Here is a 19,450-nt window from a genome sequence, read left to right on the forward strand (position 1 = left end):
GAAGGCCGCTCTTACGAGCGGCCAGCAGCTAGTTGCCGAGGTTGACGACAAACAGCACCGTGATGTCGGATATGTTCCAGCCACCGTGCAGCGCGGTTAGCAGTAAACCAGTCACAACGATCAGCGCAGTGATTCGCATCTCCATTGCGTGCGTTCCTGTACAGGCTACGCGGGTTCATTCTCCACCGGGAAAGGCAGAACCTGGCAAATGAGTACATTGCCGCGTAGGTTACGGAACTGCTCCCGGGCCCGGTGACTGGTTGCTACACCAGCGAAGCAGGCCGAGCGCAACAGTATTACAGCCTAAATGGACTGAAAAGAGGTGAAATGCAGTTTCATTCTTTTTCATTCGAAACTGGATGGCGGCTCGTAAACACAAAATATGGGCTTGCGTATCTACATACTCAGGAGCATTATTCATGACGAGTGCATTGCCGCAAATCTGCCAACCCGGTGTGCTACCACCGCAAGGCAACAAATAAACCGCTATCAGGCGGTTTTTTTGTCCCCAAAATTCACCTCCTCACCCCGCTACACCATGCTTAACGATTCAGCAAATTTTTTAATGTTGCTTTTTTGTAAACGGATTAACACTGTGCAGAAATCCTGCTATGCTGCCCGACGCGGTATCGGGCATTTACCCTACAAACTGCTGTCTCACAGGAGCGTGAAGAGAACGCCCGCCGCATATGACAATGAGAGCGAGGAGAACCGTCGTGCTAGAAGAATACCGTAAGCACGTAGCAGAACGTGCCGCCGAGGGAATTGTACCCAAACCTTTAGATGCAACCCAAATGGCCGCGCTCGTCGAGCTGCTGAAGAACCCGCCTAAGGGCGAAGAAGAATTCCTGTTAGATCTGTTGATCAACCGCGTACCGCCTGGCGTAGATGAAGCTGCCTACGTAAAAGCCGGATTCCTTGCTGCTATCGCCAAAGGCGAAGCCACCTCCCCACTGGTTACTCCTGAAAAAGCCATTGAACTGCTCGGCACCATGCAGGGTGGTTACAACATTCATCCGCTGATTGACGCGCTGGATAACGACAAGCTGGCACCGATTGCCGCTAAAGCGCTCTCGTCTACGCTGCTGATGTTCGATAACTTCTACGATGTGGAAGAAAAAGCCAAAGCAGGCAACGTCTATGCGAAGCAGGTGATGCAGTCCTGGGCTGATGCCGAATGGTTCCTGAATCGTCCAGCACTTGCTGAAAAAATCACCGTTACCGTCTTCAAAGTGACCGGTGAAACCAACACCGATGACCTCTCTCCGGCACCGGACGCGTGGTCTCGCCCGGATATCCCTCTGCACGCCCTGGCGATGCTGAAAAACGCCCGTGAAGGCATTGAGCCGGATCAGCCAGGCAGCGTTGGCCCGATCAAACAGATCGAAGCCCTGCAGAAAAAAGGGTTCCCGCTGGCCTACGTGGGTGACGTTGTGGGTACCGGTTCTTCCCGTAAATCCGCGACCAACTCCGTGCTGTGGTTCATGGGTGACGACATCCCGCATGTGCCAAACAAACGCGGCGGCGGCCTGTGCCTCGGCGGTAAAATTGCACCGATCTTCTTCAACACCATGGAAGATGCGGGCGCCCTGCCGATCGAAGTGGACGTCTCCAACCTGAACATGGGCGACGTGATTGACGTTTACCCGTACAAAGGTGAAGTGCGTAATCACGAAACCAACGAGCTGCTGGCGAGCTTTGAGCTGAAAACCGACGTGCTGATCGACGAAGTGCGTGCCGGTGGCCGTATTCCGCTGATCATCGGTCGTGGCCTGACCACCAAAGCGCGTGAAGCGCTGGGTCTGCCGCACAGTGATGTATTCCGTCATGCGAAAGACGTTGCGGAGAGCAACCGCGGTTACTCTCTGGCGCAGAAAATGGTCGGTCGCGCCTGCGGCGTCGCCGGTGTTCGTCCTGGCGCATACTGCGAGCCGAAGATGACCTCCGTAGGTTCTCAGGACACCACTGGCCCAATGACCCGTGACGAACTGAAAGACCTGGCGTGCCTGGGCTTCTCTTCCGATCTGGTGATGCAGTCCTTCTGCCACACTGCGGCGTATCCGAAGCCGGTTGACGTAACCACGCACCACACGCTGCCAGACTTCATCATGAACCGCGGCGGTGTTTCCCTGCGTCCGGGCGATGGCGTAATTCACTCCTGGCTGAACCGCATGCTGCTGCCGGATACCGTGGGTACCGGCGGTGACTCCCATACCCGTTTCCCAATCGGTATCTCCTTCCCGGCGGGCTCCGGTCTGGTGGCGTTTGCTGCGGCGACGGGCGTGATGCCGCTGGATATGCCGGAATCGGTGCTGGTGCGCTTCAAAGGTAAAATGCAGCCGGGTATCACCCTGCGCGACCTGGTTCACGCGATCCCGCTGTATGCGATTAAACAGGGTCTGCTGACCGTTGAGAAGAAAGGGAAGAAAAACATCTTCTCTGGCCGTATCCTGGAAATCGAAGGTCTGCCGGATCTGAAGGTTGAGCAGGCGTTCGAGCTGACCGATGCCTCCGCTGAGCGTTCAGCTGCGGGCTGTACCATCAAGCTGAACAAAGAGCCGATTATTGAGTATCTGAACTCTAACATCGTGCTGCTGAAGTGGATGATCGCAGAAGGCTACGGCGACCGTCGTACGCTGGAGCGTCGTATCCAGGGCATGGAGAAATGGCTGGCCGATCCGCAACTGCTGGAAGCTGATGCTGACGCAGAGTACGCGGCGGTGATCGACATCGATCTGGCGGATATCAAAGAGCCAATCCTGTGTGCACCGAACGATCCGGACGACGCGCGTCCGCTGTCCGAAGTTCAGGGCGAGAAGATCGACGAAGTGTTCATCGGATCCTGCATGACCAACATCGGCCACTTCCGTGCGGCTGGCAAGCTGCTGGATACCCACAAAGGCCAGCTGCCAACCCGTCTGTGGGTGGCGCCGCCAACCCGTATGGACGCGGCTCAGCTGACCGAAGAGGGCTACTACAGCGTGTTTGGTAAGAGCGGGGCGCGTATTGAAATTCCTGGCTGTTCCCTGTGTATGGGCAACCAGGCGCGCGTCGCCGACGGCGCGACGGTGGTTTCCACCTCGACCCGTAACTTCCCGAACCGCTTAGGTACCGGTGCGAACGTCTTCCTGGCCTCTGCGGAGCTGGCAGCGGTTGCGGCGCTGATTGGCAAACTGCCAACGCCGGAAGAGTACCAGACCTTTGTGGCTCAGGTGGATAAGACCGCGGTGGATACCTATCGCTACCTGAACTTCGACCAGCTCTCTCAGTACACCGAGAAGGCTGACGGGGTTATCTTCCAGACGGCGGTATAAACAGCAAAACCGTCTCTACGAGACGGTTTTTAGTCTTTGCACCCTCTCCCACGGGAGAGGGACGGGGTGAGGGCATCAGGCCGCAGGGTCTTGCTCTCACCTTTTTATTTTCATTCCTCCCACCTCTCACGCTTTTTTTCTTCCTCTCTGCTGCGATAATTACCCTAATGGCTTTGCAGAGGAAAACACTATGGATTACGAATTTCTGCGCGACATCACCGGAGTGGTGAAAGTGCGTATGTCGATGGGCCACGAAGCCGTTGGACACTGGTTTAACGAAGAGGTGAAAGAAAATCTCGCCCTTCTTGATGAGGTTGAACAGGCGGCAAATACGGTGAAAGGCAGTGAACGCTCCTGGCAACGCGCCGGGCACGAATACACGCTGTGGATGGATGGTGAAGAGGTCATGGTGCGTGCCAACCAGCTCGAGTTTACAGGCGACGAGATGGAAGAGGGGATGAGCTACTATGACGAAGAAAGCCTGTCGCTGTGCGGCGTAGAAGACTTCCTTCAGGTGGTGAATGCCTACCGCGAGTTCATGAAACAGCGGTAACTTCCCGAAGCGTCCCTGCTCCGGGCAACACTTACACGGCCGGAATATTACGGCCGTAGTAAATCTCGCGCATCTCTTTCCAGAGCAGGTCAGTAATCGCCTTACGCTCTTCTTCGCTCAAATCTTCCGGCTTCGTGTGGAACATATAGTGCTTAAGGTCGAATTCCTTAAGTAACATCTTGGTATGGAAGATGTTTTCCTGATACACGTTCACGTCCATCATGTCATACAGTGATTTCATGTCCTCGGACATAAAGTTCTGAATAGAGTTGATCTCGTGGTCGATGAAGTGCTTCATGCCGTTGACGTCACGGGTAAAACCGCGCACGCGGTAATCAATCGTGACGATATCTGATTCCAGCTGGTGGATGAGATAGTTCAGCGCGTTGAGCGGGGAAATCACGCCGCAGGTCGACACTTCAATATCGGCGCGGAACGTACACAGCCCACCTTCCGGGTGACTCTCCGGGTAGGTATGGACGCAGATATGGCTCTTATCCAGGTGGGCAACCACCACTTCCGGCAGCGGGCCCGGATGTTCCGTTTTGTCGATAAGCTTCGGGTCAACCGGCTCTTCGCTGACCAGGATGGTCACGCTGGCGCCCTGAGGTTCATAATCCTGTCGGGCGATATTCAGGATGTTGGCGCCGATAATGGAACAGGTTTCTGACAGGATCTCGGTCAGACGGTTGGCGTTGTAGAGTTCGTCGATATAGGCGATGTAACCATCGCGTTCTTCCGCTGTTTTGGCATAGCAGATATCGTAAATACAAAAACTCAGGCTTTTGGTCAGGTTGTTAAAGCCATGCAGTTTAAGCTTTTTCAATTAGCTCACCCCCTTAGTGGATAATGCGTCTTGCAGGTACTGCGGCAGAGCAAACGCTGCGGTATGAATAGCCGGATTGTAGTATCGGCACTGAAGACCGGCCTGATGGAAGCGGGCCTGAATAATTTCGGTGGAGAGATGACGTAAGACGTCGTTATCCGTCGCCCAGGCAAAGGTCATGATCCCGCCGTAGTAGGTTGGAATTGCCGCCTGATAGAAGCTGACATCCTCGAAATAGGTGCTCAGCTTACGGTGGCTATCCAGCGCTTCATCCTGCTGCAGGAAGCAGACGCCATTTTGGGCGACGAAGATCCCGCCCGGGTTCAGACAGCGCTTGCAGCCTTCGTAGAACGAGGAGGTAAACAGCGATGCGCCGGGACCGATAGGATCGGTGCAGTCGGAGATGATCACGTCAAAGGTCTGCGAGGTCTGGTTAACGAAGTTAACGCCGTCGTCAATCACCAGGCTAAAGCGCGGGTCATCATAGCTGCCGGCATTGTGGTTGGGCAGATACTGGCGGCAGAAAGAGACGACGCCCGCATCGATTTCCACCATGGTGATGGTTTCAATGGAACGATGGCGGGAAACTTCACGCAGCATTGCGCCATCGCCACCGCCGATAATCAGGACATGCTTCGCGTGGCCGTGTGCCAGCAGCGGGACGTGGGTCATCATCTCATGATAGATAAACTCATCTCGCTCGGTCGTTTGCACGACGCCATCCAGGGCCATGACGCGGCCAAAGGCAGCATTCTCGAAGATGATCAGATTCTGGTGATCGGTTTTCTCATGATAGAGCACGTTATCAACGGCAAAGTACTGACCAAACTGGTCATGCAGTGTTTCATGCCACAACGTGTGGTCGGCCATACGCGGACTCCTCCTTTGTTAACATCCGTTACGCTCACAAAAAATGAGCGAAACATGATAGCTAACTATAACCGTGGTTGCACGGCTATAGGTTCAACAGGAGGCGTCGGGAAGGTTATTTGACGTAGGCGAGCAGGCTGAGTGAGTCGCGAGCCAGCGCTTTGCATTTTTTAGAGGTGGGAATGCCAATACCGCTTAGGTCACGGTAGCTGTCTTCGCCGAGCGCCTTCATGTCGAAGCTGTCGTAGTTGCTGAGATCCCACTGGTTCTGCTGGGCAAAAAAGACCAGCGCGCGGCGAATTTGCCCGTTGGGTAAATTCTGGTAGCCACAATCATTTTTCAGGAATACAAAAACCGCCGTTAAATCGGCCATATCTTCCGCTTCATTTTCACTTAGCGCATAGCTGTTCGCACACATTGCCATCAGGCTACCGAACAAAATTGTCCTGAAAAACGTCTTCATTGCTTCTACCACTTCTTCACGGAAAATTAACGTTAGCATACTTGATGCCAGTGCGACGATCTTTATTATTGCCGCTTTACTTGACCTTCCGGTAAGGGGAGGGTTTATGCTCAAAAGATCGCCTGCTGGAAATAAGGAAATGAACATGCAACGTCGTGATTTTTTAAAATATTCCGTGGCTCTGGGTGCTGCCAGCGCATTGCCTCTCTGGAGCCGCGCGGTTTTTGCGGCTGACAGGCCTGCCTTACCCATCCCTGATTTGCTGACCGCGGATGCCCGTAGCCGTATCAAGCTTGTTGTTCAGTCCGGCAGCACGCTGTTCGGTGCGCACAACGCGACAACCTGGGGCTATAACGGCAATCTGCTCGGCCCGGCGCTGCAGCTGCGCAAAGGGAAGGCGGTGACGGTGGATATCCACAATACGCTTGCTGAAGAGACGACGGTGCACTGGCACGGACTGGAAGTGCCGGGCGAGGTAGACGGCGGGCCGCAGGGCATCATCAAAGCGGGCGGTTCGCGCAGCGTCACCTTTACGCCTGACCAGCGCGCGGCAACCTGCTGGTTCCATCCGCATCAGCATGGCAAAACGGGCCATCAGGTGGCGATGGGGCTGGCGGGACTGGTGCTGATTGAAGACGACGAGAGCCGCCTGCTGCGCCTGCCGAAACAGTGGGGCATCGACGATGTGCCGGTGATTGTGCAGGACAAGAAATTCACCGCTGACGGGCAAATTGACTACCAACTGGACGTGATGAGCGCGGCGGTAGGCTGGTTTGGCGACACGCTGTTGACCAACGGCGCCATTTATCCTCAGCATGCTGCGCCGAAAGGCTGGCTGCGACTGCGTCTGCTTAACGGCTGTAACGCGCGTTCACTCAACTTCGCCACCAGCGATAAGCGTCCGCTGTACGTGGTCGCCAGCGACGGCGGGCTGCTGCCTGAGCCGGTGAAGGTCAACGAACTGCCGATGCTGATGGGGGAGCGGTTTGAGGTGCTGGTGGATATCAGCGACGGCAAGGCGTTTGACCTCGTGACCCTGCCGGTTAGTCAGATGGGTATGGCGGTCGCGCCGTTTGACAAGCCGCATCCGGTGCTGCGTATTCAGCCGTTACAGGTGACCGCTTCCGGCACGCTGCCTGATACGTTAACCACTCTGCCGGCACTCCCGTCACTTGATGGGCTTACGCAACGCAAACTGCAGCTCTCCATGAACCCGATGCTCGATATGATGGGCATGCAGGCGCTGATGGCGAAATATGGTGATAAGGCGATGGCGGGGATGCATCACGGGCAGATGATGGGCCACATGAATATGGACCACGGCAAAATGGGTGGCATGGGGCACATGAATCACGGCGACCATGGCTTTGATTTCCATAACGCCAATATGATCAACGGTAAAGCGTTCGACATGAACACGCCGATGTTTGCAGCGACAAAAGGGCAGTTTGAGCGCTGGGTGATTTCAGGTGAAGGGGACATGATGCTGCATCCGTTCCATATTCACGGCACGCAGTTCCGCATTCTTTCTGAGAACGGCAACGCGCCGGACGCGCATCGCGCGGGCTGGAAGGATACGGTGAAGGTGGAAGGCGGCGTCAGCGAGGTGCTGGTGAAGTTTGACCACGATGCGCCGAAGGAGTTTGCCTATATGGCGCACTGCCATCTGCTGGAGCATGAAGATACGGGGATGATGCTGGGCTTTACCGTATAAAAAAGCCGGGTGGCGGCTTCGCCTTACCCGGCCTACATAGCGTACCCGAAGGCCCGGTAAGCGTAAGCGCCACCGGGCTTTTCAGTTACTTGTTTTCGTCAGGCAGTGCATACGCGACAATATAGTCGCCCATCTTCGTGCCAAACGAACCGTGACCGCCCGCAGAGATGACAACGTACTGCTTGCCATTCACTTCATAGGTCATCGGCGTGGCTTGTCCACCCGCAGGCAGACGGCCTTGCCACAGTTTCTCACCGTTGGTCATGTTGTACGCGCGCAGGTAGTTATCTGCGGTTGCCGCGATGAACAGCACGTTACCGGCGGTGGAGATTGGGCCACCCAGCATTGGCATACCCATATTAAACGGCACAGGAACCGGCATCGGGAACGGCATGCTGTCCTGCGGGGTACCAATACGTTTTTTCCACACGATCTGGTTGGTTTTCAGATCCAGACCGGAGATGTAACCCCAGGCAGGCTGTTTACACGGCAGACCAAACGGCGACAGGAACGGGTTCAGCGTTACGCCGAACGGTACGCCATACTGCGGCTGAATTCCGGCTTCGGTACCGCTGCCTTTCGCGTCTTTCGGCTGCTCCATTGGGTTGCCCGGACCGCGTGGGATCAGACGGGAAACGAACGGCAGCGCCATTGGGTTGGCGATAGCGACCTGACGGTTAGGGTCAACGGAGATCCCGCCCCACTCGAACATCCCCAGGTTACCCGGGAAGACCAGCGTGCCCTGCTCAGAAGGCGGCGTGAAGATGCCTTCATAGCGCAGCTGATGGAACATCACGCGGCACACCAGCTGGTCAAACATTGTGGCACCCCACATGTCTGCCCCGCTCAGGTCTTTCTTCGGACGGAAGCTCAGATCGGAGAACGGCTGGGTTTTGCTGACGTAATCACCTTTCGCCGCACCCTGCGGAACCGGTTTTTCCGGTGCCGGCACAACCAGCTTGCCGTTGCTGCGATCCAGTACGAAGATGTTGCCGGTTTTCGCCGGGGCGTAAATCACCGGAACGGTTTTGCCGTTAACGGTAATGTCCGCCAGCGTCGGCTGGGACGGCATATCCATATCCCACAGATCGTGGTGTACGGTCTGATAGCTCCAGGCCAGCTTACCGGTGGTCGCGTTCAATGCCACGATAGCGCTGGCATAACGTTCCTGCTCCGGCGTGCGGTTACCGCCCCAGATATCTGGCGTAGTAACACCCATCGGCAGGTAGACCAGGTCCAGCTTCGCGTCATACGCTGCAGGTGCCCAGGAGTTTGGCGAGTTAAAGGTAAAGGTGTGCTCGTCCGACGGGATCGCATTCGGATCTTTCGCGCCCGGGTCGAAGGCCCAAAGCAGTTTACCGGTATTCACGTCGAAACCGCGGATAACGCCGGAGGTTTCACGCGTGGAGAAGTTATCCGTTACCGAACCGGCAATCACGATGGTTTTATCAGTGATGATGGGCGGCGAGGTTGGCTCGTACAGACCCGGCGTGGTGTCCGGCATATTGGTCTGCAGATTCAGGATACCTTTGTTGGCAAAGGTTTCACACAGCTTGCCCGTTTCGGCATTGATGGCGAACAGACGACCATCGTTGACCGGCAGCATGATGCGGCGCGGACAGTCGGCAACCACTTCCGGGCTCGCGTTATCGGCGCGCGCTTCGTGATAAGAGACGCCACGGCAGGTCACGTGCTGGAAGGACGGGTTGGAGTTCAGCTGCGGATCGAAGTGCCATTTCTCTTTACCGGTGGCCGCGTCGAGCGCGAACAGACGCTGGTGCGCCGTACACAGATAAAGCATATCGCCGACTTTAATTGGCGTCACTTCGTTGGTCAGTTCACCCGGATCGTTCGGCATCTTCAGGTCGCCGGTACGGAATACCCAGGCTTCTTTCAGGTTCTTAACGTTGTCCGCGTTGATCTGCTTTAGCGGAGAGTAACGCTGGCCTTCCTGGTTACGACCATAGGCAGGCCAGTCGCCGTCAGCGACCTGTGAGATCGCTGCCGCAGGCGTGGATTCTGCGTTCAGCGTACCGTTGATCTCCTGCGGGTCGTTAAAGCCAGCCCATGTCAGGATACCGCCGCTGATCAGCAGCGCCACCACCAGCGCCGCAACGGCACCGCTGGACGGCACGATCAGGCGACGCCAGACGAACGGCAGGATCAGCCAGATACCGAAGAAGACCAGGATGTCACTGCGCGGCGTCAGCGCCCAGAAGTCAAAGCCGACTTCCCAGACGCCCCAGATCATGGTGGCAAGAAGGAGTGCGGCATACAGCCACAGTGCAGATTGTTTTCTACGCCAGAGCAGGACGGTTACGCCAAGCATAACCAGGCCCGCAATCGGGTAGTACCAGGAGCCGCCGATCGCGACCAGCCAGACGCCACCGATTAACAGGTACAGGCCGCAGAAGGCGGCGAATAGCGCTGTTAATGTCACCAGTAGACGCGGCTGTTTAGAGTTTGTTTCAGCCATAGAAAGTGTACTCGTCAGTTTTTGTTAATAATTTGCTAGCAACTAATTATAGGTATTAACAAGTGTGATCGGAATCACAATATTTGCTTTTTATAACTCATACGCCAGGGTTATCCATTTGCTGATATAATGGCTGGCTTGCGTATCAGTGCTGGATATTAACTCATCCGTATTGAGAGATTTTCATTAAAATCATTTGGTTAGTAATATGAAACATACTGTTGAAGTGATGATCCCGGAAGCCGAGATCAAAGCGCGTATCGCCGAACTGGGTCGTCAAATCACCGAACATTACAAGGACAGCGGCAGCGAAATGGTGCTGGTCGGTCTGTTGCGCGGCTCTTTCATGTTCATGGCCGACCTGTGCCGTGAAGTGCACGTGCCCCATGAGGTCGATTTTATGACCGCCTCCAGCTACGGCAGCGGCATGTCCACCACCCGTGATGTGAAAATCCTGAAAGATCTGGATGAAGATATTCGTGGTAAAGATGTGTTGATCGTTGAGGACATCATCGACTCCGGCAACACGCTGTCAAAAGTGCGCGAGATCCTGAGCCTGCGTGAGCCAAAATCGCTGGCGATTTGCACCCTGCTGGATAAACCTGACCGCCGTGAAGTGCAGGTGCCGGTAGAGTTTGTCGGTTTCTCTATTCCGGACGAGTTCGTCGTCGGTTACGGCATTGACTACGCACAGCGTTATCGCCATCTGCCGTATGTTGGGAAAGTGGTATTGCTGGACGAATAATTGCGGTTTGTTGCCCGGTGGCGCTGCGCTTACCGGGCCTACGAATGGGCACATGTAGGCCGGGTAAGGCGCAGCCGCTACCCGGCTTTATTTATGGTTTACGTGCTTAAGCTGAAGGTTGGCAATTCCCGAACGGTAACGCTGCTCCAGCGTTTCTCGGTTGGTGGCGGTCACTTCCAGGTTGCGCAGCAGACCGTCGTGAATACCGTACGCCCAGCCGTGGATCGAGACCTTCTGCCCGCGTTTCCACGCCGATTGCATGATCGTTGAGTGGCCCAGGTTATACACCTGCTCCATCACGTTGAGTTCACACAGGGTATCCATGCGACGCTCCTGCGGCATTTCGCCCAGCAGTGAGCTATGTTTGAACCAGATATCGCGGATGTGGAGCAGCCAGTTATCAATGAGCCCCAGCTCCGTGTTTTCAACCGCCGCCTGCACGCCGCCGCAGCCGTAGTGGCCGCAAATGATGATGTGCTCGACTTGCAGAACGTCAACGGCATACTGAACAACAGAAAGACAGTTGAGATCGGTGTGAATCACCAGGTTGGCAACGTTGCGATGAACAAACAGTTCGCCGGGCTCAAGGCCGGTCAGGCGCTCCGCCGGTACGCGGCTGTCGGAGCATCCAATCCAGAGAAAGCGTGGGTTTTGCGCCTGCGCGAGTTTTCCAAAAAATCCGGGGTCTTCCTCCACCAGCATTTTTGACCATAGTGCATTGTTGCTGATGAGTGTATCTATGTTGTTCATGGAGGTTAGCGACCTGTAACCGAGTAATTGCGTTGCGCTACTATAGGGTAACCCGACTTTTAATGAAACCACACAACGTGTGTCAGAACTGAAGGTAAGTTAATTTCATGGCAATTGCACTGGAGCTTGAGCAGCTTAAAAAAACCTATCCGGGCGGCGTTCAGGCGCTGCGCGGAATAGATCTAAAAGTAGAGGCCGGTGATTTTTACGCGCTTCTGGGGCCGAACGGCGCGGGGAAATCGACCACCATTGGGATTATCAGTTCGCTGGTCAATAAAACGTCCGGCCGGGTGAGCGTCTTTGGTTATGACCTGCAAAAAGATGTGGTGAATGCCAAGCGTCAGCTGGGTCTGGTGCCGCAGGAGTTCAACTTCAATCCGTTTGAGACGGTGCAGCAGATCGTCGTTAACCAGGCGGGTTATTACGGCGTTGAGCGTAAAGAGGCCCTGGAGCGGAGCGAAAAATACCTCAAGCAGCTCGATCTGTGGGAAAAGCGTAACGAACGCGCCCGGATGTTATCCGGCGGGATGAAGCGCCGCCTGATGATTGCCCGCGCGCTGATGCACGAGCCAAAACTACTGATTCTTGATGAGCCGACGGCGGGTGTCGATATTGAACTGCGCCGCTCCATGTGGGGCTTCCTGAAAGACCTCAACGACAAAGGCACCACCATTATTCTGACCACCCACTACCTGGAAGAGGCGGAAATGCTGTGCCGCAACATCGGCATCATTCAGCACGGCGAGCTGGTGGAAAACACCTCGATGAAGAACCTGCTCTCCAAGCTGAAGTCAGAAACCTTTATTCTCGATCTGGCGGCAAAGAGCCCGCTGCCGAAGCTCGAAGGCTATCAATACCGCCTCGTCGATACCTCGACGCTGGAAGTGGAAGTGCTGCGCGAGCAGGGCATCAACAGCGTGTTTTCACAGCTGAGCGCGCAGGGGATTCAGGTCTTAAGTATGCGTAACAAAGCGAACCGACTGGAAGAGCTGTTTGTCTCTCTGGTGCAGGATAAACAAGGAGACAAGGCATGACGCATCTTTACTGGGTCGCGCTGAAAAGCATTTGGGCGAAAGAGATTAACCGCTTTATGCGCATCTGGGTGCAAACCCTGGTGCCGCCGGTCATCACGATGACGCTCTATTTCATCATCTTCGGTAACCTGATTGGTTCCCGGATTGGTGAGATGCACGGCTTTACCTATATGCAGTTTATCGTGCCGGGCCTGATTATGATGGCGGTGATCACCAACGCCTATGCCAACGTGGCGTCATCGTTCTTTAGCGCCAAGTTCCAGCGCAATATTGAAGAGCTGCTGGTCGCGCCGGTGCCAACGCACGTCATTATTGCCGGTTACGTCGGCGGCGGCGTGGCGCGCGGGCTGTGCGTCGGGATCCTGGTCACGGCGATTTCGCTGTTCTTTGTCCCGTTCCAGGTGCACTCCTGGCTGTTCGTCGCGCTGACGCTGCTCCTGACGGCAATCCTCTTCTCGCTGGCCGGTTTGCTGAACGCCGTGTTTGCCAAAACGTTTGACGACATCAGCCTGATCCCGACCTTCGTGCTGACGCCGCTGACCTATCTTGGCGGGGTGTTTTACTCCCTGACGCTACTGCCGCCGTTCTGGCAGGCGCTGTCGCACCTGAACCCGATCGTCTACATGATCAGCGGCTTCCGCTTCGGCTTCCTCGGCATCACTGATGTGCCGCTGTTTACCACGGTGGCGGTGCTGGCGGTGTTCATCATCGTCTTCTACCTGCTGTGCTGGTACCTGATCCAGCGCGGACGCGGTCTGCGCAGCTAGCCCTCAGCCCGGCGACATTCTGTTTGCCGGGCATTTTCTTTGACAGTTATCACCGTAAGCTAACCTTCACTCCGCTAAACTACTTGCCTGCTAAGGAGAGAGTTATGCTGGGATGGGTTATCACCTGCCACGATGAACGGGCGCAGGACATGCTGCTGAAGCTGGAAGCCAGGTTTGGTCCACTGCCACAGTGTCGCGCCGTCAACTACTGGCGCGGCTTGAGCACCAACATGCTTGGCCGGATGATGTGCGATGCCCTGCATGAAACTGACACTGGAGAGGGCGTCATTTTTCTTACTGATAAATCCGGCGCGGCGCCGTACCGTGCTGCGGCCCTGATGAGCCATAAGCACGACGGCTGCGAGGTGATCTCCGGTATTAGCCTTCCATTGCTTGAAATGATGTATCCCCAGCGCGAAACATTAACCAGCGCGGCGTTCCGTAACGCTATCGTCGCGCAGGGTACACCGGGCGTCAGCAGCTTGTGGCATCAGCAGCAAAAAAATCCCCCCTTTGTCCTGCTTCATGACCTGTATAAGAATTAAACATTGGTATTGATGTCGCTTTTGCTACAATGGCATAAGTATTTCCGCTTCGAATAAGACCCTCATGTTCACGCGTATTGTTTTCCTGCTATTGATGTTCGTCTCCGGCACTTCTTCTGCCAGTTTATTAAGTCAGCAAAGACTGCCTGCTCAATATATGCAAACCACCGAAGATGCGGCGATTTGGGCGCAGGTCGGCAACAGCGTCATTAACGTCGGCAACGTGCGGGCAGGGCAGATCCTCGCGGTGGTGCCTGCGGCGGCGGACTACTATGAATTTCGCTTCGGATTTGGCACGGGCTTTATCGACAAGGGGCACCTGGAGCCGGTGCAGGGCAAACAGCGCGTCGAGGATGGCCTGGGGGATTTGAATAAACCGCTGAGCAATCAAAACCTGATAACGTGGAAAGACACGCCCGTTTATAACGCCCCGAACAACGGTAGCGCACCCTTCGGCACCTTAAGCGCCAATCTTCGCTATCCGATCCTGAACAAGCTCAAAGATCGCCTCAATCAGACCTGGTTCCAGATCCGCATCGGCAACCGCCTGGCCTGGATCAGCAGCCTGGATGCGCAGGAAGATAACGGCATTCCGGTTATTACCTACCACCATATTTTGCGCGACGAAGAGAACACCCGTTTTCGCCATACCTCCACGACCACCAGCGTGCGTGCGTTCAACAACCAGATGACCTGGCTGCGGGATCAGGGCTATACCACCCTGACCCTGTATCAGCTGGAAGGGTATGTGCGCAACAAGATGAACCTGCCGGCGAAATCGGTGGTGATTACCTTCGACGATGGCCTGAAGTCCGTTAACCGCTATGCTTACCCGATCCTCAAAGCGTATGGCTTTAAGGCGACGGCGTTCATCATCTCGTCGCGCATCAAGCGCCACCCGCAAAAATGGGCGCCAAAATTCCTGCAGTTTATGAGCGTGTCGGAACTGGAGCAGATGCATGACGTGTTCGACTATCAGTCCCACACGCACTTTCTGCACCGCGTCGACGACAACCATCAGCCCATTTTACTGAGCCGCAGCTATCACAATATTTTGTTTGATTTTAAGCGCTCGCGCCGGGACCTGGCGCAGTTTAACCCGCACGTGCTCTACCTCTCGTATCCTTTCGGCGGTTATGACGATAAGGCGATTAAAGCTGCGAATGACGCCGGGTTCCACCTGGCGGTGACGACGGTACGAGGGAAGGTCAAACCGGGGGATAATCCGTTCTTGCTGAAGCGCCTGTATATCTTAAGAACGGATTCGCTGGAGACGATGTCGCGGCTGATCAGCAATCAGCCGCAGGGATAAACATCAGGCAACCTGAACCGGAATCGCCTTTGCGGTGCGCTTCATTTCATTCTCGCCTTCGAAGTAGGCGACTTTAGGCTGCCAGCGACGCGCTTCTTCGTCAGACATCATCACGAAGCTGGCGATGATCACGATATCACCCACGTCCGCGCAGTGCGCCGCAGCGCCGTTAACGGAGATGATTTTAGAACCGCGCTCGGCGGCAATCGCGTAGGTAGAGAAGCGTTTACCGTTGTTTACGTTCCAGATATCAATCGCTTCGTTTTCGAGGATACCTGCTGCATCAAGGAAATCCTGGTCAATGGCGCAGGAGCCTTCATAGTGCAGGTCGGCCTGCGTGACTTTCACACGGTGAAGCTTACCTTGCAGCATTTTGCGAATCATTACGTTTACCTATAATTATCAGGGGTGAAAGGAACTACGCCAGCTCAACCACTTTATTGTCGATCAGACGCGCCTGACCTAGCCAGGCCGCCACCAGGATGACTGCGCGCTTGCTGTTCTGGGTTAATTCCAGCAGCGTATCAGCATCACGAATTTGTACGTCGTCAGCACGAAGCCCCTTATCGTTAAGCGCCTGCTCGGCAAGGGTGATAATTTCTTCTGCTGTTAACTCTTTTGCCAGCATCTGCTCAGCCATGGTGTTCATGACCTTGCTGAGACCCGGCGCGATTTTACGCTGTTCGGCGGTCAGGTAGCCATTACGCGAGCTGAGTGCCAGACCGTCTTTGGCGCGTACAATCGGTACGCCGACAATCTCGATATCGTAACCCATATCCGCAACCATCTTGCGGATCAGCGCCAGCTGCTGGAAGTCTTTCTCGCCAAAGCAGGCAACGTCCGGCTGTACCAGGTTGAACAGCTTGCTGACGATGGTGGAAACGCCACGGAAATGGCCCGGGCGGCTCGCGCCTTCGAGCATGGTGGAAATACCCGGGACGTCAACGTAGGTTGCCTCTTCGGTACCCTGCGGGTAAACATCCGCCGGTGCAGGTGAGAAGACGATATCCGCGTGGCGTTTTTTTAGCTTCTCGCAATCTTCCTGCAGGGTGCGCGGGTAGCGCGCCAGATCGTCTGCGCGGTCAAACTGCATGGGGTTCACGAAGATACTGACCACCACGATATCTGCCCGCGCGCGGGCTTCGTCGACGAGCTTCATGTGGCCGTCATGCAGATTGCCCATGGTCGGGACCAGTGCGATACGTTTACCTTCCTGACGCGCGCGGCGGATATGCTGGCGAAGCAGCGGCAGGGTTTCAATGATTAGCACAACGAGACTCCTTAATGGAAACTGTGTTCTTCACCCGGGTAAACACCGGATTCAACGTCGGCAATATACTGCCTGACCGCAGCGCGCATGTCGCCCGCTTCGGCGAGGAAATTTTTGGCAAATTTCGGGATGTGTCCGCCGGTGATCCCGAAGGCGTCGTGCATCACCAGAATCTGACCGTCGGTCACGTTACCTGCCCCAATACCAATTACCGGAATGGACAGCGCGTCGGTGATGCGTTTCGCCAGCTCAACCGGCACGCACTCCAGCACCAGCAGCTGTGCACCTGCGGCTTCCAGCGCCAGAGCATCATCCAGCAGCGTCTGGGCGGCATCGCCGCGGCCCTGCACCTTGTAGCCGCCAAAGATATTCACAGACTGCGGCGTCAGGCCTAAATGCCCGCACACCGGCACGGCGCGCTCGGTGAGCATCTTCACCGTATCAACAAGCCAGGCGCCGCCTTCAATTTTGACCATATTGGCACCGGCACGCATCACTGCCGCCGCGTTTTCGAATGCCTGTTCCGGCGTGGCATAGGCCATAAACGGCAGATCGGAAAGCAGCAGGCAGGCTGGGGCACCACGGCGCACGGCGCGGGTATGGTAAGCGATGTCCTCAACCGTCACCGGCAGAGTGGAATCATGTCCTTGTACCGTCATCCCTAACGAATCCCCGACCAGCATGACGTTGATCCCCTCTTCGGCAAACAGTTTGGCGAAGCTGTAGTCATACGCGGTGATGGTGGCGAAGCGTTTTTTTTCCTGTTTGCATTTCTGCAGTAAGGAGATGGTGGTTGGTTTCATACTGTTTCCTGATAGCCCAAAAGCGAATCTTTGCGCATTCTAACAGTAACATTCGAGGGAACAATGATTTTAGGCAATCGATTAACCACAAATATTTTATGGTTAACCAATAAAAAAACGGCTTTACCAGCGAGCGGGTTTTTCCGCACCGAGACTGTTGAGAACGGCCTTTAGCGAGAGCCCGTCAGGGAAGGTAAGGGAAGGGGCGACTTCAAACAGCGGCCAGAGCATAAACCCGCGATTTTTCATGTCGTAATGCGGAACGGTGAGACGTTCAGTGTTAATCGTCTCGTGACCAAACAGCATAATGTCGAGGTCGAGCGTGCGGGGGCCCCAGCGTTCGGCTTTGCGCACGCGGCCCTGCTGAAGCTCAATACGCTGGGTATTGTCCAGCAGCGCTTCGGGACCCAGTTCAGTCTCAAGGACCACAGCGGCGTTAAGGTAGTCTGGCTGATCCTGTGGCCCCAGCGGCGGTGTGCGGTAGAACGAGGAGACCGCCACGATCCGACTCTGTGGGATGTCGCCCAGCGCCTGTACGGCAGCATTCACCTGCTCCAGCGGAGAGGCTAAATTGCTGCCGATGGCGATATACGCGAGGGTCATGCTGTTCCTTCACGACGCGGCGCGCGTTTGCGCGGGCGACGATGACGGCGACGCGGTTCCGGCTCTTCATCCAGCCCGGTCAGCATATCTTTCTGCTCTGGCGGGGCGGAGACCTGGAATTCAGCCCACCACTGCGCCAGACGCTGCAGCTCCTGGTTGCGTTCAATTTCCGCGCGCAGCGACAGGAGATCGAAGGCCGCGCGGAATTTAGGATGCTCCATCAGCTTCCAGGCGCGTTTGCCCTGACGACGGGACATGCGCAGCTGAAGCTGCCAGATGTCGCGCACCAGGGTGGTAATCCGTTTCGGAATGGCGAGCGTGCGGCAGCCTTCGTCCAGCACGTCGTTGGCGGCCAGCGCGAACGCATCGTAATAGGCGAGCCCGCTCTCCTGGGTAATACGCTGTGCCGTTTCCAGCAGCGGATACCAGAACATCGCGGCAAAGAGGAACGCCGGGTTCACGCGCATGTCGTTGCGAATGCGGGTATCGGTATTTTTCAGCACCTGCGCAATCATCCGCTCCATTGGGCTGTCACCGTTTTCGGTAAAGTAGCGGGTAATGGTCGGGAACAGCGGCTGGAACAGGTTGTATTCGCGCAGAAATTTGTAGGTTTCAAAACCGTGGCCGGCCTGCAGCAGCTTCAGCGCCTCTTCAAACAGGCGAGCAGGCGGCACGTCGTTAATCAGCGTCGCCAGACGCGGGATTGGCTCTGCCGTTTCCGGGCTGATGCGCATATTCAGCTTGGCGGCGAAACGCACGGCGCGCAGCATACGCACGGGATCTTCACGGTAGCGCGTTTCCGGCGTGCCGATCAGGCGGATCAGACCTTCTTTCAGGTCCTGCATGCCGCCGACGTAATCGCGCACGGTGAAATCCGCCACGCTGTAATAAAGGCTGTTGATGGTGAAGTCGCGACGCTGGGCATCTTCTTCGATAGAACCGAAGATATTATCGCGCAGCAGCATACCGTTCTGGCCGCGCTGCGACGTCGTGCGATCGGACGCGCCCGCTTCGTGGTGGCCGCGGAAGGTCGCCACTTCGATGATTTCCGGCCCAAACATCACGTGAGCCAGACGGAAACGGCGGCCAACGAGACGGCAATTACGGAATAATTTGCGCACCTGCTCAGGCGTGGCGCTGGTCGTCACGTCGAAATCTTTGGGTTTTTTGCCCAGCAGTAAATCACGCACTCCACCGCCCACGAGATAGGCCTCGTAGCCCGCTTTATTCAGACGATAGAGCACCTTGAGGGCATTTTCACTGATATCTTTGCGGGAAATAGTGTGCTGCTCACGCGGAATAACCGACATGTGTGGCTGTGCAATAGCATCGTTCGCCATGCTCTCTTCGCGGCTTAGCACTTTACGGCAAAAATTAGCGACTCGGGTAAAAATGGTACACCTCG

Annotated in this window: 18 protein-coding genes; 8 read left to right on the top strand and 10 right to left on the bottom strand. The window is 55.7% G+C overall.

Annotated features, from left to right (window positions below; all coding sequences use genetic code 11):
• Positions 1–716: 716 nt before the first annotated feature.
• Both acnB and yacL read left to right on the top strand, forming a co-directional pair.
• Complete coding sequence (gene acnB / locus ACMGGQ_RS01965; protein ID WP_032645211.1) at positions 717–3,314, top strand: bifunctional aconitate hydratase 2/2-methylisocitrate dehydratase; 2,598 nt, start codon at positions 717–719, stop codon at positions 3,312–3,314.
• 190 nt (positions 3,315–3,504) lie between these two features.
• Entirely contained in the window at positions 3,505–3,867 is a 363-nt protein-coding gene (yacL, locus tag ACMGGQ_RS01970; RefSeq protein WP_420289528.1) for a protein YacL, read from the top strand.
• Positions 3,868–3,898: 31 nt separating this feature from the next.
• On the opposite strand, the gene speD is transcribed toward yacL, so the two are convergent.
• The 3 genes from speD to ACMGGQ_RS01985 all read right to left on the bottom strand — a co-directional run bounded on the left by speD (position 3,899) and on the right by ACMGGQ_RS01985 (position 6,026).
• On the bottom strand, positions 3,899–4,693 hold the full coding sequence (speD, locus tag ACMGGQ_RS01975; RefSeq protein ID WP_008501953.1) for an adenosylmethionine decarboxylase: 795 nt from the start codon (positions 4,691–4,693) through the stop codon (positions 3,899–3,901).
• A complete protein-coding gene (speE, locus tag ACMGGQ_RS01980) occupies positions 4,694–5,563 on the bottom strand; it encodes a polyamine aminopropyltransferase (protein WP_420289529.1) in 870 nt (289 codons plus the stop codon).
• A 115-nt stretch (positions 5,564–5,678) separates the two neighbouring features.
• Positions 5,679–6,026 (bottom strand): YacC family pilotin-like protein, encoded by a 348-nt coding sequence (locus ACMGGQ_RS01985; protein WP_045327862.1) that lies wholly within the window; start codon positions 6,024–6,026, stop codon positions 5,679–5,681.
• 145 nt (positions 6,027–6,171) lie between these two features.
• Here ACMGGQ_RS01985 and cueO point away from each other — a divergent pair, with 145 nt between their 5' ends.
• Positions 6,172–7,740, top strand: coding sequence for a multicopper oxidase CueO (cueO, locus tag ACMGGQ_RS01990; RefSeq protein WP_414747228.1), 1,569 nt, complete (start codon positions 6,172–6,174; stop codon positions 7,738–7,740).
• 85 nt (positions 7,741–7,825) lie between these two features.
• On the opposite strand, the gene ACMGGQ_RS01995 is transcribed toward cueO, so the two are convergent.
• Complete coding sequence (locus tag ACMGGQ_RS01995) at positions 7,826–10,216, bottom strand: glucose/quinate/shikimate family membrane-bound PQQ-dependent dehydrogenase (RefSeq protein WP_048225662.1); 2,391 nt, start codon at positions 10,214–10,216, stop codon at positions 7,826–7,828.
• A gap of 208 nt (positions 10,217–10,424) precedes the next feature.
• Between ACMGGQ_RS01995 and hpt the strand changes: the two genes are divergently transcribed.
• Positions 10,425–10,961 (top strand): hypoxanthine phosphoribosyltransferase, encoded by a 537-nt coding sequence (hpt, locus tag ACMGGQ_RS02000; protein WP_008501948.1) that lies wholly within the window; start codon positions 10,425–10,427, stop codon positions 10,959–10,961.
• Positions 10,962–11,048: 87 nt separating this feature from the next.
• Here the strand turns inward: hpt and can are convergent, their stop codons facing one another.
• Complete coding sequence (gene can / locus ACMGGQ_RS02005) at positions 11,049–11,711, bottom strand: carbonate dehydratase (RefSeq protein ID WP_008501947.1); 663 nt, start codon at positions 11,709–11,711, stop codon at positions 11,049–11,051.
• Positions 11,712–11,818: 107 nt separating this feature from the next.
• On the opposite strand from can, the gene ACMGGQ_RS02010 reads away from it, so the two are divergent.
• The 4 genes from ACMGGQ_RS02010 to ACMGGQ_RS02025 all read left to right on the top strand — a co-directional run bounded on the left by ACMGGQ_RS02010 (position 11,819) and on the right by ACMGGQ_RS02025 (position 15,369).
• A complete protein-coding gene (locus tag ACMGGQ_RS02010; protein ID WP_008501946.1) occupies positions 11,819–12,745 on the top strand; it encodes an ABC transporter ATP-binding protein in 927 nt (308 codons plus the stop codon).
• A complete protein-coding gene (locus ACMGGQ_RS02015) occupies positions 12,742–13,512 on the top strand; it encodes an ABC transporter permease (RefSeq protein ID WP_032675960.1) in 771 nt (256 codons plus the stop codon). The genes ACMGGQ_RS02010 and ACMGGQ_RS02015 overlap by 4 nt, the downstream gene beginning before the upstream one ends.
• A 104-nt stretch (positions 13,513–13,616) precedes the next feature.
• On the top strand, positions 13,617–14,057 hold the full coding sequence (locus tag ACMGGQ_RS02020; RefSeq protein WP_045907814.1) for a PTS sugar transporter subunit IIA: 441 nt from the start codon (positions 13,617–13,619) through the stop codon (positions 14,055–14,057).
• Between the two features lie 64 nt (positions 14,058–14,121).
• Positions 14,122–15,369, top strand: a complete 1,248-nt coding sequence (locus ACMGGQ_RS02025) for a polysaccharide deacetylase family protein (protein ID WP_048225666.1) — start codon at positions 14,122–14,124, stop codon at positions 15,367–15,369.
• A 3-nt stretch (positions 15,370–15,372) separates the two neighbouring features.
• On the opposite strand, the gene panD is transcribed toward ACMGGQ_RS02025, so the two are convergent.
• From panD to pcnB, 5 genes are all read right to left on the bottom strand, one after another.
• The gene (gene panD, locus ACMGGQ_RS02030; protein ID WP_006173750.1) at positions 15,373–15,753 is read right to left on the bottom strand and encodes an aspartate 1-decarboxylase; all 381 of its coding nucleotides are present in this window, start codon (positions 15,751–15,753) and stop codon (positions 15,373–15,375) included.
• 34 nt (positions 15,754–15,787) lie between these two features.
• Positions 15,788–16,639 carry a pantoate--beta-alanine ligase gene (panC, locus tag ACMGGQ_RS02035; protein WP_069720177.1) on the bottom strand — a complete coding sequence of 284 codons (852 nt, stop codon included), beginning with the start codon at positions 16,637–16,639 and terminating at the stop codon, positions 15,788–15,790.
• An 11-nt stretch (positions 16,640–16,650) separates the two neighbouring features.
• Positions 16,651–17,442, bottom strand: a complete 792-nt coding sequence (gene panB / locus ACMGGQ_RS02040) for a 3-methyl-2-oxobutanoate hydroxymethyltransferase (RefSeq protein WP_008501941.1) — start codon at positions 17,440–17,442, stop codon at positions 16,651–16,653.
• A gap of 123 nt (positions 17,443–17,565) precedes the next feature.
• The gene (folK, locus tag ACMGGQ_RS02045) at positions 17,566–18,045 is read right to left on the bottom strand and encodes a 2-amino-4-hydroxy-6-hydroxymethyldihydropteridine diphosphokinase (protein ID WP_048225668.1); all 480 of its coding nucleotides are present in this window, start codon (positions 18,043–18,045) and stop codon (positions 17,566–17,568) included.
• Positions 18,042–19,439 (bottom strand): polynucleotide adenylyltransferase PcnB, encoded by a 1,398-nt coding sequence (pcnB, locus tag ACMGGQ_RS02050; protein WP_420290551.1) that lies wholly within the window; start codon positions 19,437–19,439, stop codon positions 18,042–18,044. Before pcnB ends, folK begins: the two co-directional genes overlap by 4 nt.
• Positions 19,440–19,450: the final 11 nt, after the last annotated feature.

The sequence above is a fragment of the Enterobacter sp. BNK-13 genome, assembly GCF_048685015.1.
Lineage (GTDB): Bacteria > Pseudomonadota > Gammaproteobacteria > Enterobacterales > Enterobacteriaceae > Enterobacter > Enterobacter quasiroggenkampii.

What these genes read in the sequence shown, in the direction of transcription:
- panD (WP_006173750.1), bottom strand. Translation starts at nt 15,753, where the DNA reads ATGATTCGCAAAATGCTGCAAGGTAAGCTTCACCGTGTGAAAGTCACG.
- speE (WP_420289529.1), bottom strand. Translation starts at nt 5,563, where the DNA reads ATGGCCGACCACACGTTGTGGCATGAAACACTGCATGACCAGTTTGGT.
- hpt (WP_008501948.1), top strand. Translation starts at nt 10,425, where the DNA reads ATGAAACATACTGTTGAAGTGATGATCCCGGAAGCCGAGATCAAAGCG.
- can (WP_008501947.1), bottom strand. Translation starts at nt 11,711, where the DNA reads ATGAACAACATAGATACACTCATCAGCAACAATGCACTATGGTCAAAA.
- panB (WP_008501941.1), bottom strand. Translation starts at nt 17,442, where the DNA reads ATGAAACCAACCACCATCTCCTTACTGCAGAAATGCAAACAGGAAAAA.
- ACMGGQ_RS02015 (WP_032675960.1), top strand. Translation starts at nt 12,742, where the DNA reads ATGACGCATCTTTACTGGGTCGCGCTGAAAAGCATTTGGGCGAAAGAG.
- folK (WP_048225668.1), bottom strand. Translation starts at nt 18,045, where the DNA reads ATGACCCTCGCGTATATCGCCATCGGCAGCAATTTAGCCTCTCCGCTG.
- cueO (WP_414747228.1), top strand. Translation starts at nt 6,172, where the DNA reads ATGCAACGTCGTGATTTTTTAAAATATTCCGTGGCTCTGGGTGCTGCC.
- yacL (WP_420289528.1), top strand. Translation starts at nt 3,505, where the DNA reads ATGGATTACGAATTTCTGCGCGACATCACCGGAGTGGTGAAAGTGCGT.
- ACMGGQ_RS02025 (WP_048225666.1), top strand. Translation starts at nt 14,122, where the DNA reads ATGTTCACGCGTATTGTTTTCCTGCTATTGATGTTCGTCTCCGGCACT.
- ACMGGQ_RS02010 (WP_008501946.1), top strand. Translation starts at nt 11,819, where the DNA reads ATGGCAATTGCACTGGAGCTTGAGCAGCTTAAAAAAACCTATCCGGGC.
- ACMGGQ_RS01985 (WP_045327862.1), bottom strand. Translation starts at nt 6,026, where the DNA reads ATGAAGACGTTTTTCAGGACAATTTTGTTCGGTAGCCTGATGGCAATG.
- ACMGGQ_RS01995 (WP_048225662.1), bottom strand. Translation starts at nt 10,216, where the DNA reads ATGGCTGAAACAAACTCTAAACAGCCGCGTCTACTGGTGACATTAACA.
- ACMGGQ_RS02020 (WP_045907814.1), top strand. Translation starts at nt 13,617, where the DNA reads ATGCTGGGATGGGTTATCACCTGCCACGATGAACGGGCGCAGGACATG.